11 protein-coding genes are annotated in these 13,694 nt (G+C 56.9%); 4 read left to right on the plus strand and 7 right to left on the minus strand.

From position 1 onward, the window contains the following. Positions 1-285: 285 nt before the first annotated feature. The gene (locus tag PSAB_RS26530; protein WP_025333538.1) at positions 286-1,524 is read left to right on the plus strand and encodes a YsnF/AvaK domain-containing protein; all 1,239 of its coding nucleotides are present in this window, start codon (positions 286-288) and stop codon (positions 1,522-1,524) included. A gap of 358 nt (positions 1,525-1,882) precedes the next feature. On the opposite strand, the gene glpX is transcribed toward PSAB_RS26530, so the two are convergent. From glpX to PSAB_RS05320, 4 genes are all read right to left on the minus strand, one after another. Continuing rightward, positions 1,883-2,875, minus strand: a complete 993-nt coding sequence (gene glpX / locus PSAB_RS05305) for a class II fructose-bisphosphatase (RefSeq protein ID WP_025333539.1) — start codon at positions 2,873-2,875, stop codon at positions 1,883-1,885. 152 nt (positions 2,876-3,027) lie between these two features. Continuing rightward, positions 3,028-3,828 carry a pyruvate, water dikinase regulatory protein gene (locus PSAB_RS05310; protein WP_025333540.1) on the minus strand — a complete coding sequence of 267 codons (801 nt, stop codon included), beginning with the start codon at positions 3,826-3,828 and terminating at the stop codon, positions 3,028-3,030. 19 nt (positions 3,829-3,847) lie between these two features. Beyond that, a complete protein-coding gene (locus PSAB_RS05315; protein WP_051529722.1) occupies positions 3,848-4,504 on the minus strand; it encodes a helix-turn-helix transcriptional regulator in 657 nt (218 codons plus the stop codon). A 190-nt stretch (positions 4,505-4,694) separates the two neighbouring features. Further along, a complete protein-coding gene (locus PSAB_RS05320) occupies positions 4,695-5,681 on the minus strand; it encodes a DMT family transporter (RefSeq protein ID WP_025333542.1) in 987 nt (328 codons plus the stop codon). 144 nt (positions 5,682-5,825) lie between these two features. Between PSAB_RS05320 and PSAB_RS05325 the strand changes: the two genes are divergently transcribed. From PSAB_RS05325 to PSAB_RS05335, 3 genes are all read left to right on the plus strand, one after another. Beyond that, positions 5,826-7,253: an aminotransferase-like domain-containing protein gene (locus PSAB_RS05325; RefSeq protein ID WP_025333543.1), complete on the plus strand. Its 1,428-nt coding sequence runs from the start codon at positions 5,826-5,828 to the stop codon at positions 7,251-7,253. Positions 7,254-7,505: 252 nt separating this feature from the next. Further along, positions 7,506-10,184 carry a pyruvate, phosphate dikinase gene (gene ppdK, locus PSAB_RS05330; protein WP_025333544.1) on the plus strand — a complete coding sequence of 893 codons (2,679 nt, stop codon included), beginning with the start codon at positions 7,506-7,508 and terminating at the stop codon, positions 10,182-10,184. A gap of 59 nt (positions 10,185-10,243) precedes the next feature. Then, positions 10,244-11,068, plus strand: coding sequence for a pyruvate, water dikinase regulatory protein (locus tag PSAB_RS05335; RefSeq protein WP_025333545.1), 825 nt, complete (start codon positions 10,244-10,246; stop codon positions 11,066-11,068). A gap of 148 nt (positions 11,069-11,216) precedes the next feature. Here the strand turns inward: PSAB_RS05335 and PSAB_RS05340 are convergent, their stop codons facing one another. Genes PSAB_RS05340 through PSAB_RS05350 form a run of 3 tightly spaced genes read right to left on the minus strand, consistent with a single transcriptional unit; the run spans position 11,217 to position 13,583 of the window. Beyond that, positions 11,217-12,623, minus strand: a complete 1,407-nt coding sequence (locus PSAB_RS05340) for a nucleoside recognition domain-containing protein (RefSeq protein WP_025333546.1) — start codon at positions 12,621-12,623, stop codon at positions 11,217-11,219. Further along, positions 12,601-13,332, minus strand: a complete 732-nt coding sequence (locus PSAB_RS05345; protein WP_025333547.1) for a FeoB small GTPase domain-containing protein — start codon at positions 13,330-13,332, stop codon at positions 12,601-12,603. The genes PSAB_RS05340 and PSAB_RS05345 overlap by 23 nt, the downstream gene beginning before the upstream one ends. Further along, positions 13,329-13,583: a FeoA family protein gene (locus tag PSAB_RS05350; RefSeq protein WP_025333548.1), complete on the minus strand. Its 255-nt coding sequence runs from the start codon at positions 13,581-13,583 to the stop codon at positions 13,329-13,331. The genes PSAB_RS05345 and PSAB_RS05350 overlap by 4 nt, the downstream gene beginning before the upstream one ends. Between the last annotated feature and the right edge of the window lie 111 nt (positions 13,584-13,694).

Consider the following 13,694-nt stretch of genomic DNA (forward strand, 5'->3'; position numbering starts at 1 on the left):
AGTCCTTTTGCTCGCGTTTGTAAGGAGAAAGAGAGGAGTGTTCCGAAAGATTTAATAAATCATAAATTACATAACTTTTCGCGTCAGATATAGCGACATGACTATGACTCGCGGCAGATTTTGTGACAATTTTTTATTGGAATCACCGTGTATTTCCTGTTTGAGATTTTTATCTGAGGATTCGCTGTCCGGAACTGCAATTCTCAGTTTATGCCGGATTGAATTGGTTAAGTATGCAATGAACACAGAACCTAAATTTTTAAATTAAATTAGGAGGTAATCGATATGAATAAGAGGATTGTGGGCGTCTTTACGAACGAGCACGAGGCATCTCAAGCGATCGGCGATTTAAAGAGTCATGGTTTTCGGACAGAGGATATCTCCGTTATTGCGAGAAATAAAGACGATATGAATGCAATCAGTGACGAGACGGGGACGAAGGCTCCCGAAGGAATGGCTTCCGGAGCGGCGACGGGCGGCCTGCTCGGCGGAGTAACCGGACTGCTTGCCGGCATTGGAGCGCTGGCGATCCCGGGTATTGGGCCGATCATTGCGGCCGGTCCTATTGCGGCGACATTGGCCGGAGCGGCGGTGGGCGCCGGAACCGGAGGTCTTGTCGGAGGTCTGATCGGCCTCGGCATACCGGAAGACGAAGCGGAAACGTATGACCGTTATGTCGATCAAGGCCGTATTCTGGTCATGGTCGATGCGGACACATCGCAGGTAAGTGATGTGTATGAAACGTTCCGGACGCACAATTCGCTGAGCAGCCACTATTATGGGGCGAATGATACGCTGCCCGGCGAAACGGTGACTGACGCCTCAATGAGCGATGATCCGTCAGCCGTTGATCCGACGGACGACAGAGCCGACAGATCGGTCGGGGATTCGGTGGATGCTGTATTCAATGGTTCTGGCCTGAAAGGCAAGCATGACACCGGACTGGATACGATCAATTCGAATCCGGTGAGCCCGACTTCGGCCGATATGGCTTACAATTCGCCGGGCACGCTTTCCGATCCTGACAACGTGACTACGCCGGACTATACGCAGGATGTTTCCGATACGCTATCGGCCGATAGCGATATGGAAGAGGACCGCAAGCTGCGTCTGCGCGAGGAGCAGCTCAATGTCTCCAAGGATAAGGTGCAGACCGGCGAAGTTTCGATTCATAAAGAAGTCGTCGAGGAGCAAAAAACAATCAATGTGCCGGTAACGCATGAGGAAGTCGTGATTGAACGGCGCGCCGTGCATGACGGCTCGACAACCGAACCGATCGGCAAGGATGAAACGATCCGCATCCCGGTCAGCGAAGAGCGTGTGGAAGTGAACAAGAACACGGTTGTCACCGGCGAAGTAGGGATCGGCAAGCGGGAAGTTCAAGGAACCGAGCGGGTTCAGGACACGGTCCGCCGGGAGGAAGCCCGGGTGGATAAGACAGGCGAAGCGAAGGTCACCGGCAACAAAACCGCCGATGTGAAGAGCCGGATGGAAGAAGACGAATCCATGTATAACAAGCGTTAAATAAACGTATGCGGCAATAAGAGCGGAGATAGATAGGCATTTACAAGCGAAGAGCGGCCTCTCAAGCCCGAAAGGGCTCGGAGGCCGCTCTTTGCTGCGGCTGGCGAATTTTTCAATCGCGCTCCGCTATGTAATACGGAAAAGGAACGGGCGAAGGCCTTGTTCCTCCAGGAGGGGTTCGAGTAGGTCGAATCCGCCGTATGGCTACAAATACGATTTAAACGTGTAGCCTTGGGATTTCCGTCCTTTGGCTATGGTGCGGGTAGGAAGACTGACGGAGGGATTGGTGCATGCAAAAAAATCCAACAAGACCTGCCCCTCATGCCGGCGGGCGGTCTTGGTGGATGCGGAAAAGCGTTTATAATGAAGCAACTTTTCTTCCCGGCGAAACTTGCGGAATATCCTTGCCCGGAAGAAAATGGATGCTTCGGATATAGCGGATTGTCCGGCTTTGCGCCCGCATGATGACGGAATGCGTCTCGGCGCGTTCTTTCCCGATTAAGCGGACGCCGTTCAAAAATTCGCCGGAGGTTACGCCGGTGGCGGCAAAAATAACGTCGCCCGTGCCGACCATATCGTCCATGTACAGCACACGCGTCGGATTGGCAATGCCCATCCGCATGCAGCGCTGCAGCTCGAACGGCCCTTGCGGCAGCAGTTGACCCTGCATTTCGCCGCCGAGGCATTTCAGCGCCGCTGCAGCCAGCACGCCCTCCGGAGCGCCTCCGGAGCCGAGGTACAGGTCCACCTCGCTGTCCGGCAGAGCGGCCGCGATCGCTCCGGCCACGTCGCCGTGGCTGAGCAGCTTGATGCGTACTCCCGCCTGGCGGAGGGTTTGGATCAGGTCCTTGTGCCGGTCGCGGTCCAGTACCATAACAGTCAACTCGGACAGCGGTTTGCCAAGATGGTGGGAAGCTTTGGTCAGCGTGATTTCTACCGGGTCCTCCAGGCTGAGCTTGCCGGCAAGCTCGGGACCGCAGGCGAGCTTCTGCATGTAGATGTCCGGCGCGTGCAGCAGGCTGCCTTTCTCGGCGATGGCAATGACCGATTGGGCGTTCTGCAGCCCGGCGGCGACGACCTCTGTTCCCTCCAGCGGATCGACAGCCACATCAACGAGCGGGCCGCTTTTGTTGCCGACTTTCTCGCCGATATACAGCATGGGGGCGTCGTCCATTTCGCCTTCGCCAATTACGACGGTCCCGTCGATGGAGACAGAATCGAACATGGAACGAATGGCTGTGGTCGCCGCATCATCCGCAGCGTCCTTATCACCCCGGCCGATCCAGCTAGCCGAAGCCAATGCACCCAATTCCGTCACCCGTACAATCTCAAGAGCCAATTCGCGTTCCATAGTTAATTCCCTCCAGTCCTTTTTTTGAATATCTGTATATCGGAATTCACATCGAAGCCAAAGCTTCACTTTGTGGGGCGTATAAGCTCCGGGGCCCCCATAAAGTACTCGGAATTGACACCGAAGCCTAAGCTTCACTTTATGGGGTAATTTTAGATGTAGCCCATAATAAGTCCGGCTGTCTCTTCAATCGCCTTGTCGGTAATGTCGATCACCGGGCAGCCCAGCCGCTTGAACAGCGCTTCGGCGTACCGGATCTCTTCATTGATCCGTTCGAGGCTCGAATACTGGGAATCGACGGGAAGTCCCAGCACTTTCAGGCGCTCCGAACGGATCTTCAGCATATGCTCCGGCTCCATCGTGAGTCCGATCATCCGCTGGGGCGGCAGCTTGAACAGCTGGCCCGGCGGGCTGATCTCCGGCACGATCGGATAATTGACGACCTTCTTGCCGCGGTGGGCAAGAAAGATGCTGAGCGGCGTCTTCGACGTGCGCGACATACCCAGCAGCACGATGTCCGCTTTCAGCATGGCCCCGAGATCTCGTCCATCGTCGCAGGCGACGGTGAATTCGATCGCCTCGATCCGCCGGAAATAATTTTCGTCCAACTGATGCAGCAGGCCGGGTCTTTGCCGTGGCGCATCGTCGAACGTATCGATGAACGCCTGCATCATCGGCCCCATAATGTCCACGATCCGCAAATCCAACCGGACGGCTTCCTCGCGGATCGTCTCCCTCAGCTCGGGCTGTACCAGTGTATAGGCGACAAAGCCGTTATTCTTCGCGGCTTCCTCCATCACTTTGCGCAGCTCGTCCTCATGCCTTACATTGCCGTACCGTTTGATCGTGACACGCTGATTCTCGAATTGGTGTAAGACGGCCTGAACGACTGCTTCCGCCGTATCCCCTAAAGAATCCGAGCATATCGTAATGAAATGTGAAGGCTCATCCATGCTCTCTCGATTCCTCCCCTTATCCATTGGCTTCGGTATCGAGGAGAAGTTTTACGATGGAAGTTTTGGTCAGCCGCCCTACAACGTCCAGCTTTCCGACGGCCCCTTCTCCTTCGCAGGGGACAACCACCGGCAAACTGTCTACCTCGTGAAAAATCATTTTATGCGCGGCGTCAAGCACCGGGTCGTCAGGCCCGATCGTAATCACCTTGGGCTGGCGCGTCATGACCATGCTGACCGGCATGGATGCGGCACCGGGATTGCCGAGAGTGACTTTCAAGAAGTCTTTGCGCGAGGCGACTCCGGTCAGTTTGCCTTCCTCGTCGCAAATGATGAGTGTGCCTACATCCTGAAGGAACAGCGTCACAACCGCATCGTGGATCGTCGTTGTCTCCCGGATAATGATGGGCACGCTTTGAATGTCCTTAACCTTCGTCTCCTGAAGCAGATAGCCGCTGCCAAGGTTCCGGGAGGATTTCCCGCCGGGGAAATATCCAACCTTCGGCTTGGCGTCGATATAGTCGAGCATAACCAGCAGCGAGAGGTCGGCCCGAATGGTCGGGCGGGTAAGCCGCAGGGTTTCGGCAATCTGTTCGCCTGTGATTGGAGCGTTCTTTTTTACAATGTCGATAATTTGTAGTTGCCGGGACGTAAGTTCGATTGCAAATCCCTCCACTTTCCTGATGCAAGAAAGCGATCCTCCATTAGAACGGGGCCGCCATAATTGACTCCCCCTTCCTTTAATGCAACATGCTTGGAGGAATAATCCCTTTCGTTGCTTATATAATACGCAATATTCATCATTAATGCAACAATTAGTACGTACTATTTATGATTTTTTTGAAAAATGATTGATATAGCGCTCATTAATCCTCATTATTGGCCTTTTGGTGCAGCCTGAAACCTTGTCTCCAAGAGGCAGCCCCGGCAAAATGTCTCTCCGCTGCCTTACCGGCCGCGAGCTTCGCTAATAGCTGCTTCAAGGCTCCCGCATTGACCAGCATCGTTCCGAAGATAATTGTTATTACACCCAGCAGCGTCAGCCATGAAACCATCTCTCCGTAAAAAAGGATGCCCGCGCCAACCGCGATTGGCGGCGAAATGTAGAGCCAGGTAGACGGGAAGATCGGGTCCGTCTTGGCGACCAGCCAGTAATACAGGCTGTGGCCGATCATGGAGCCGACGACGGTGAGATAAAGAAAGGAGCCTGCAACCGGCCAGGAGAGCATGAAGCCGGCGCTCGGACGCTCCGTAAAGACGGAGAGAAGGAGCATCAGCGCTCCGCCGTAAATCATTTGCGCCGCATTCAGCGCGATGGGATGAACGTCCGGAAGGCGGGCGATTACGGTCCGGGTATACAGCGTGCCGGAGGCGTAGGCGCATTCCCCGATCAGTACGACGGCGCAGCCGGCGAACCAGAGCGGGGAAACCTGAAGCGACAGATTGGGCAGGACAAGCAGCAGCACGCCCGTAAAGCCGATGAGACAGCCGGCCAGAGACAGGGAAGAGGCTTTTTGCCGAAGCAGGAACGTCTGCAGCAGCAGGATCATCATCGGTCCGGTTGCGGAGAGGACAGCGGCAAGGCCCGAGGAAACGTACTGCTCCGACCAATACAGCGCGGCGAATGTGCCGAAGGTCAGCCCAAGTCCGGTAAGCAGAGTCTCCTTCCGCAGCAGCAGAGAGAAGGAAGCTTTGCGTCTCAGGCACATCCACAGCAGCAGCAGCGCTCCGGCAGTGAAAAACCGCAGTCCGGCGGTGAAAAAGGGAGGGGCTCCGGCGTCAACGCCGATTTTAATCGCCAAAAAGGTGGTGCCGAAGATCAGGCAGACGAGGCTATAAGCCAAAATAATCATGTTCATTGCTCCTTTGCGTATGTGCGTTTTCTTTTCAATCCATCATATCCGCCCCGGAATAGAACAGATGAAAATGAACAGAACAGATGGGCTTAAAATAAGGTACAATAGATGGCAATAACGTGCGTAAAAAGGGGCTTCGTAATGAAAGAGTTATCCGGCAACGGGCGGCATCCGCTGTTCCGGCAGGTATATGAATATTTAGCCGTCCGGATCGACAGGGGCGAGTGGCGGGCGCATGACAAGCTGCCGTCGGTCCGGCTGCTGGCGGAGGAGCTGCGGCTTCACCGGCTGACCGTGTTTAAAGCCTACTGCCGGCTGAAAGAGGACGGCCGGGTGTACGTGAAGGATAAATCCGGCTATTATGTGGCGCCCGGGGCTGCGTCCGAGGAGGCGCCATTACTCGAGGCGAGCTTGAAAGCAGAGCCTGCAAGCGGCTGCCTAGGGCCTGCGCCGGCTCTCTCGGACATTCAGCGCATGCCGGTCAAATACCAGTTCTCTCAGGCGCTGATCGATCCCAATCTGCTGCCGAATCTCTATTTGTCCGATTATGTCAAAGAGGTGTTCGACCGGTACCCAAAGGTGATGGGCACCTATTCCAGTGTGGAGGGCGATAACGAGCTGCGTGAGTTCTTAAGCGGACATTTCCGCGTGAGCAGACTGCTTCAGGCCGAACCGGAGGAACTGTTGATTACTTCGGGCGCCCAGCAGGCGATCAATCTGATCGCCACCATCATGCTCATGCCGATGGACTGCGTAATGGTGGAGCGGCCGACCTACGGTGCGTCGCTGGATATTTTTCGCCAGCGGGGGGCGCGTCTGCTTTCTATCGACATTACGCCAGGAGGCTATGATCTGGACGAAATCCGGCGGCTGATGGAGCAGTACCGGCCCCGGCTGTTCTATATCAATCCCACGCACCATAATCCGACCGGGTATACCGTTCCGGTGTGGCAGCGCAAGCGGCTTGTCGAGCTGGCCGAGCGTTACCGCTGCCTGATCGTCGAGGACGATCCATTTCGCGATATGTATTTTGCCGCCGAGCCGCCGCCGCCGATTTTTTCCTATGATACGGAGGGATGGGTTGTTTATCTCGGCAGCTTCAGCAAATATGTGGCGCCGGGTCTGCGCATTTGCGCCGTCATCTGCCGGTATCCGCTCATGCATAAGCTGATCGCGGCGAAGTTCATGGCGGATAACGGAACGCCGCTGCTGAATCAGAAGATCTTCCTGCACTACTTTACGTCGCCGCGCCTGCAGGGACATCTGGCCAAGCTCCGCATCGCGCTGCAGGTGCACAAGGAAATCGCGGAACGGGAGCTCGCGGGAACCGGATGCGTCTGGACCCCTCCGGAGGGAGGGCTGAACCTGTGGGTGAAGCTGCCGGAGCATATACCGCCAGAAACGCTGTTCCGCAAAAGCAAGGAGCAGTCCATCTCGTTCGTGCCCGGTGAAATCTGCGATCCGCACGGAGTTATGAAGTCTTGGATTCGCCTCAGCTACTCGTTCGCCGCCGAAGACGTCCTGCGGGAAGGGATGGGCAAGCTTGCGGAATTGATGCGGAGCCTTTGAGCAATCATAGGCCATATATGTATGCCCTCGTATACGGCAGGCATTCCGGAGATATTTTTCTCGCGGGATGCCTGTTTTTATTTTATTAAGGAAAAATAAATGAGACATATATAAATAAAATCATTAAATAGTACGTCATATATATTGCCAAATAGCGGTATTCATGCTACAACCTTAAGTAAGCGCTACTCCTATTTCACAGTCTGGCGGGCAGTTTTGTATCCTACTTTCAATTACGGAGGGATTGATCAAATGCTGAAACGCGTGTACCGGTTTGAAGAAGGAAATGCGGAGATGAAGAATCTGCTGGGTGGAAAAGGAGCGAATCTCGCGGAAATGACGGCTCTCGGCCTTCCGATTCCCCCGGGATTTACGGTAACTACGGAAGCTTGCCAGGCCTATTACGCGGCTGGAGGAATGATGCCGGAAGGGCTGATGCAGGAGATTCATGAGGCGCTGCGCGGTCTGGAAACGGCAAAATCTGCCGAATTCGGAGGTGTGAACCGGCCGCTGCTCGTATCCGTGCGTTCAGGATCGGTAACATCCATGCCGGGCATGATGGACACGATTCTGAATCTCGGTCTCAATGACGAAACGGTCAAGGGACTTGCGGAGCAGACGGGCAACGAAAGATTCGCCTATGATTGCTACCGGAGATTTATCCAGATGTTCGGAGATGTGGTGCTTGGCATTCACTCGATTTATTTCGAACGGCTGATTGAACAAGCCAGGAAGGAAAATGGGCGATCCTGCGATCAGGAGATCAGCGCAGGTGAGTGGAAGGAGCTCATCGGGAAATACAAATGGATTGTCGAGGACCGGACCGGGCAGCCGTTTCCGCAGGATGTGCGCGTTCAACTGAAGCTGGCGGTGGAAGCCGTCTTCCGAAGCTGGAACAATATGCGAGCCAAGGTATACCGGAAAGCGTATGGCATCCCGGATGAGCAGGGAACGGCGGTCAATATCCAGGCGATGGTATTCGGCAATCTTGGAACCGGCAGCGGAACCGGCGTGTTGTTTACCCGCAATCCCTCTACGGGAGAACGGGAACTGTACGGTGAATATTTGGCGGATGCTCAAGGCGAAGACGTGGTAGCCGGAGTGCGCACGCCAAGGCCTGTCAGCGAGCTGCGTGAGGAACTGCCGCTCGTGTATGAACAGCTCTCGGCTGCCGCCGGGCTTCTGGAAATTCATTACCGGGATATGCAGGATATCGAGTTCACCGTCGAGAACGGCAGCCTGTACCTGCTGCAGACCCGGAGCGGCAAACGGACGGCCCAGGCCTCGATCAAGATCGCCGTGGATTTGACGAAGGAGGGAATCCTCTCGAAAGAGGAAGCTGTCAGCCGGATTGAGCCGGGACATCTGGATCAGCTCCTGCATCGCTCCATCGCCATCCCGCCGGAGCTTGCGCCGATTGCCAAAGGTCTGCCGGCCTCCCCAGGAGCGGCTGTCGGCTTGATCGCGCTGGATGCAGATACCGCCGAGCAGTGGGCCAAGGACGGACGCAAGGTTGTGCTGGTCAGCACGGAGACCTCTCCGGACGATATTCACGGCATATTGGCCGCGGAAGGCGTGCTGACGAGCCGGGGCGGCATGACCAGCCATGCGGCGGTTGTGGCGAGAGGCATGGGCAAGCCATGCGTGTGCGGCTGCGAAGCGCTGAGCATCGACCATGCGGGCCGCAGCGTACGCATTGGAGAGCTTACCCTGGCGGAAGGCGAGGAAATATCGCTGGACGCTTCCGGTGGGCTGGTGTTCCGGGGAGGTCTGTCGCTCAGCGATCCGGAAATTACGCCTGAGCTGCTTGCGCTCTTGGACTACGCGGACGGGATCCGCAAGCTTCGCATCTATGCGAACGCAGATACACCGAATGATGCCCGAAAGGCGCGGGATTTCGGCGCGGAGGGGATCGGGCTGTGCCGGACGGAGCATATGTTTTTCTCGGGCAGCCGCCTTCCTATCGTCCAGTCGATGATTCTTGCAGGCGGCAGAGAGGAGCGGATGCTCTATCTGGACCGGCTGCTGCCGATGCAGCAGGCTGACTTTGAAGAGATGTTCGGGGCGATGGACGGTCTCCCGGTGACGATCCGGCTGCTGGACCCGCCGCTGCATGAGTTCTTGCCGAACCCGGATCAGCTTCGGGAAGAGTGCCGCAAGCTTGAGGAGGCCGGGGAGACCGGTGAAGAAGTCCGGAAGCTGAAAGCTATGATCTCCAAAGTGAATGAACTGCGGGAGGTCAATCCGATGCTCGGCCTTAGAGGCGTTAGACTGGGCATTTTGTTTCCGGAAATTTACGAAATGCAGATCGAGGCGATCTTTAAGGCCGCTCAATCGGCGCTCCGCCGGGGAGTGGATGTGCACCCGGAAATAATGATTCCGCTTGTCGGGCATCCGGATGAGCTGAAACGCATGAGAGCGCTGGTCGACGACATCGGGGGCCAGGTGCTCAGCGAGGAGTTCAGAGGGCTCAAATACCGGGTGGGGACGATGATTGAAGTGCCCAGAGCCGCGCTTCTGGCGGATACCATTGCGCAGCATGCCGATTTCTTCTCCTTCGGCACGAACGATTTGACCCAGATGACCTTCGGATACAGCCGCGACGATGCGGAAGGGAAATTCCTGAATTCCTATCTGGACGGGAATATCCTCAAGGCCAATCCGTTCCAGGTTCTGGACCAGGACGGCGTCGGCCAGCTGATAGAGTGGGCCGTTACCCGGGGCAAGGCAGTGAAGTCGTTCCTGAAGACGGGAATATGCGGCGAGCATGGCGGCGACCGGGAGTCGATTTCTTTCTGCCACCGTACGGGGCTCGAATACGTCAGCTGCTCCCCGTACCGCATTCCGTTCGCCCGCATAGCGGCGGCGCAGGCCGCGCTCCTTGACAGATCGGAGAGCCCGCACAGTCCGGCCGAGAAGCAGGTCGTCTAAGCGAGGTGAAGAGGCGTTCGTAGAGGGGGATCACAATGGACAATCGAAGCAGCAGGAGCATGACAGATACCGAATGGGAAGAGGCGGAACACGGCCGCTGGATCGTCATCTGCTCGGACGCCGTAGGGGAAACGGCCGAAGCCGTTGTGAGCGCGGCCTTGCGGCAGTTTGAGGCGCGGCCTGCCCGGATCAAACGCTTTAGCCATATTGCCGGCGGGAGGGAAATCCGCGAGGCGGTGCGGGAAGCTGCCGAGCGGCGGACGTTTGTTGCCTATACCTTTGCGCAGCCGGAGCTGACCGAAATGATGATCGGCGAAGCCGCCGCTCACGGCGTGAGTGCCGTGGACATCATGGGGCCCGTCATTTCGGCGATCTCGGGTACCTTCCACAACCCGCCCCTTGCGCGGTCCGGGCTGGAAGGCCGATTGAATGAAGCGTATTTCCGCCGGGTCGAGGCCATGGAGTTTGCCGTCAAATATGACGACGGCCGGGATTCGCGGGGGATCGGCCTGGCCGAGATCGTGCTGATCGGTGTCTCCCGCACCTCGAAGACCCCGCTCAGCATTTACTTGGCCCATAAGGGCTACAAGGTGGCGAACTATCCCTTGACGCCCGAGGTTCAGGCCCCGCCGGAGCTGTTTCAGATTCCGAGCCGCCGCATTTTCGGGCTGACGATGGAGCTTGAGTCCATTCTCAAGATCCGTACCGAACGGCTGAGATCGCTTGGGCTGCAGGCGGACGCGGACTACGCTGCGGCCCACCGCGTAGTGGAGGAGTTCACTTACGCCGAGGAACTGATGAGGCGGATCGGCTGCAAGGTGATCGACGTGTCCGATAAATCCATCGAGGAGACCGCGGGTTTGATTATCGACTTCATACGATAGAACGAATAGCAACGAATAATAACGAATAACAACGGACCAAGGGCCGTTTCCCGGCTGCGGATGATGCGCAGGGGAGACGGCCCTTGGCGTATGGAGACTTTTGAAGTGCTTTTTTCTCGAACACGGGATTCCGTTCTTCCTTCGATTCCTACACCCAGCCGAAGGCATATGCCGCCTGCGCTACCAGAAAGGTAACGGCGATGGCGATGCCGAGCGGGATAACGGCCGACAGGACGGCCCATTTTACGCTTTTCGTTTCCTTGTAGATGTTGACCAGCGTCGTGCCGCACGGATAATGCAGCAGCGAGAATAGCATCATGTTCAGCGCCGTCAGCCACGTCCAGCCGTGCTGGAGAAAGATATCCTTGATATTGCCAAGGCTGTCGACATCGACCATCGCTCCCGAAGACAGGTAGCCCATCATCAGGATCGGCAGCACAATCTCGTTCGCGGGCAGGCCGAGGAGGAACGCCATGATGATGTAGCCGTCCAGTCCGATGAGATGCGCGAAAGGATCGAAGAAAGCCGCCATATGGTTCAAAACGCTGTCTCCACCGACGACAATATTGCCCAGCACCCAGGTGGCGATTCCGGCCGGGGCTGCGATGACGATGGCCCGCGTCAGCACGTTCAGGGACTTCTCCTTGGAAGAAACCAGGATGGTCTTCCAGATCTGCGGTCTCCGGTACGGCGGCAGCTCCAAAGTATAATGCGTCGGCACGCCGCGCAGCGCCGTCTTGGACATGACCCAGGAGACGGTCAGGGTGACGACGATCCCCAGAAGCACGAGGCCCATCAGGATGCCTGCGGTGGTCAGCGATTTCAGCACTCCGGTCGTCGCGGCTCCCGCCATGAACAGGGAGGCCAGCAGGATGAGCGTCGGCCACCGGCCGTTGCAGGGGACGAAGTTATTCGTCAGAATCGCCAGCATCCGCTCGCGCGGCGACTCGATGATCCGCGTGGAGAGGATGGCGGCGGCATTGCACCCGAAGCCCATCGACATGGTCAGGGCCTGCTTGCCGTGCCCGCCCGATTTCTTGAACAGGCGGTCCATATTGAAGGCGACGCGCGGGAGATAGCCGAAGTTCTCGAGCAGGGCGAAGACGGGGAAGAAGATGGCCATCGGCGGCAGCATGACGCTGATGACCCAGGACGTCCCCCGGTATAAGCCGAGCACGAGCACGCCATGCAGCCATTCGGGAGCGCCCACCGCCTGGAAGCCGGCGGTCAGATAGCCCTCGATGTAGCCGAAGAGGGAGGCCAGCCAGCCCGAAGGGTAGTTCGCTCCGGCGATCGTAATCCAGAAGACGGCGCCAAGGATGGATAGCATGATCGGGAATCCCCAGATTTTGGAGGTTACGATCCGGTCTAGCTTATGCGTGCTCTTCAGCTTGCCGCGGTCGCGGTAGGCGACCGCCTCGCGGCAGATGCTTGCGGTGACGCCATAGATGCCGCCGACAATATCGTCGCGGATGCCGCCGCTGGTCAGCTTCTCGGCGGAGGCAATCAGCGAATCCAGCGCGCTGCTTGCTTTAATGGCAGGCTGTTGCTCCATGGCCGGACACCTCCTTCGATATCGTGCTCTTGATCCCCAGGCTCTCCCTGCGCAGGGAGGCGAGCAGGCTTTCGTCGCCGTCCAGCAGCCGCAGCGCGATCCAGCGGGCCGGGTAATCGGCTCCAAGGGACTGCTCCACGAGCGGGAGGAGCTCAGCGATGCCGCGCTCGATTTCCTCGCTGTACGGAATCCGCAGGGGCTCTGCGGCGAAGGTTCCGTCCGCAACCCGCTCCACCTGATTCAGCAGCTCCTTGATTCCGGTTCGGTTTCGGGCTGAGATGGCGATGACCGGTACGCCAAGGCGCTTCGACATGGCCTTCAGGTCGATATCGATGCCCAGCCTCCGCGCTTCGTCCATCAGATTGATGCAGATTACGGTCCGTCCGGTAATTTCCAGCACCTGCAGAGCGAGGTTCAGGTTCCGCTCCAGCGAGGTTGCGTCCAGTACGACTAACGTCACATCCGGCTTCTCAAAAATGATATAATCGCGCGCCGCCTCTTCGTCGGCCGAGTTGGAGTACAGGGAATAGGTGCCCGGAAGATCGACGGCACGGTATTCCTTGCCATTATGCGTGAACGTTCCCTCGGCGGTTACGACCGTCTTACCTGCCCAGTTGCCGGTGTGCTGCCGCATGCCGGTCAGCAGATTGAACAGCGTGCTTTTTCCCGTATTCGGGTTGCCTGCAAAGGCCACGGTGTAAGTCTTCATCGCGCATTCCCTCCAATCGGATTTCCAAAAATAAGCGAACTTTCTTCTCTGCGCAGTGCAATCGTCGTATTGCTTACACGAAAAGCGGTCGGGTCCCCGAGAGGGCTGCTCCGGAGCACTTCAACCGTATTGCCGGGAACAAAACCCAGGTCCAGCAGTCTTCTTCTCATAACGCCCTGTACATTCATGCCGCTGATTTCAAGGACACTGCCTTTGGCGGCTTCGGATAACGGAATACCGGTTACGGCCATAACGGTCACCCTTTCTTTTTATGTCAAAACATCCGACTGTTGAGCTGTTCCATGATATTAGTATACGCGAACAAATTTGTCCCAGCAACAAAAAAGTTTCCCTAAGGAAAC

This window comes from Paenibacillus sabinae T27, from assembly GCF_000612505.1.
GTDB lineage: Bacteria > Bacillota > Bacilli > Paenibacillales > Paenibacillaceae > Paenibacillus_AQ > Paenibacillus_AQ sabinae.

Bases quoted from the DNA above. Each gene is read 5' to 3' on its own strand.
- PSAB_RS26530 (WP_025333538.1), top strand. From the start codon at position 286: ATGAATAAGAGGATTGTGGGCGTCTTTACGAACGAGCACGAGGCATCT.
- glpX (WP_025333539.1), bottom strand. From the start codon at position 2,875: ATGGAACGCGAATTGGCTCTTGAGATTGTACGGGTGACGGAATTGGGT.
- PSAB_RS05310 (WP_025333540.1), bottom strand. From the start codon at position 3,828: ATGGATGAGCCTTCACATTTCATTACGATATGCTCGGATTCTTTAGGG.
- PSAB_RS05320 (WP_025333542.1), bottom strand. From the start codon at position 5,681: ATGATTATTTTGGCTTATAGCCTCGTCTGCCTGATCTTCGGCACCACC.
- PSAB_RS05325 (WP_025333543.1), top strand. From the start codon at position 5,826: ATGAAAGAGTTATCCGGCAACGGGCGGCATCCGCTGTTCCGGCAGGTA.
- ppdK (WP_025333544.1), top strand. From the start codon at position 7,506: ATGCTGAAACGCGTGTACCGGTTTGAAGAAGGAAATGCGGAGATGAAG.
- PSAB_RS05335 (WP_025333545.1), top strand. From the start codon at position 10,244: ATGACAGATACCGAATGGGAAGAGGCGGAACACGGCCGCTGGATCGTC.
- PSAB_RS05340 (WP_025333546.1), bottom strand. From the start codon at position 12,623: ATGGAGCAACAGCCTGCCATTAAAGCAAGCAGCGCGCTGGATTCGCTG.
- PSAB_RS05345 (WP_025333547.1), bottom strand. From the start codon at position 13,332: ATGAAGACTTACACCGTGGCCTTTGCAGGCAACCCGAATACGGGAAAA.
- PSAB_RS05350 (WP_025333548.1), bottom strand. From the start codon at position 13,583: ATGGCCGTAACCGGTATTCCGTTATCCGAAGCCGCCAAAGGCAGTGTC.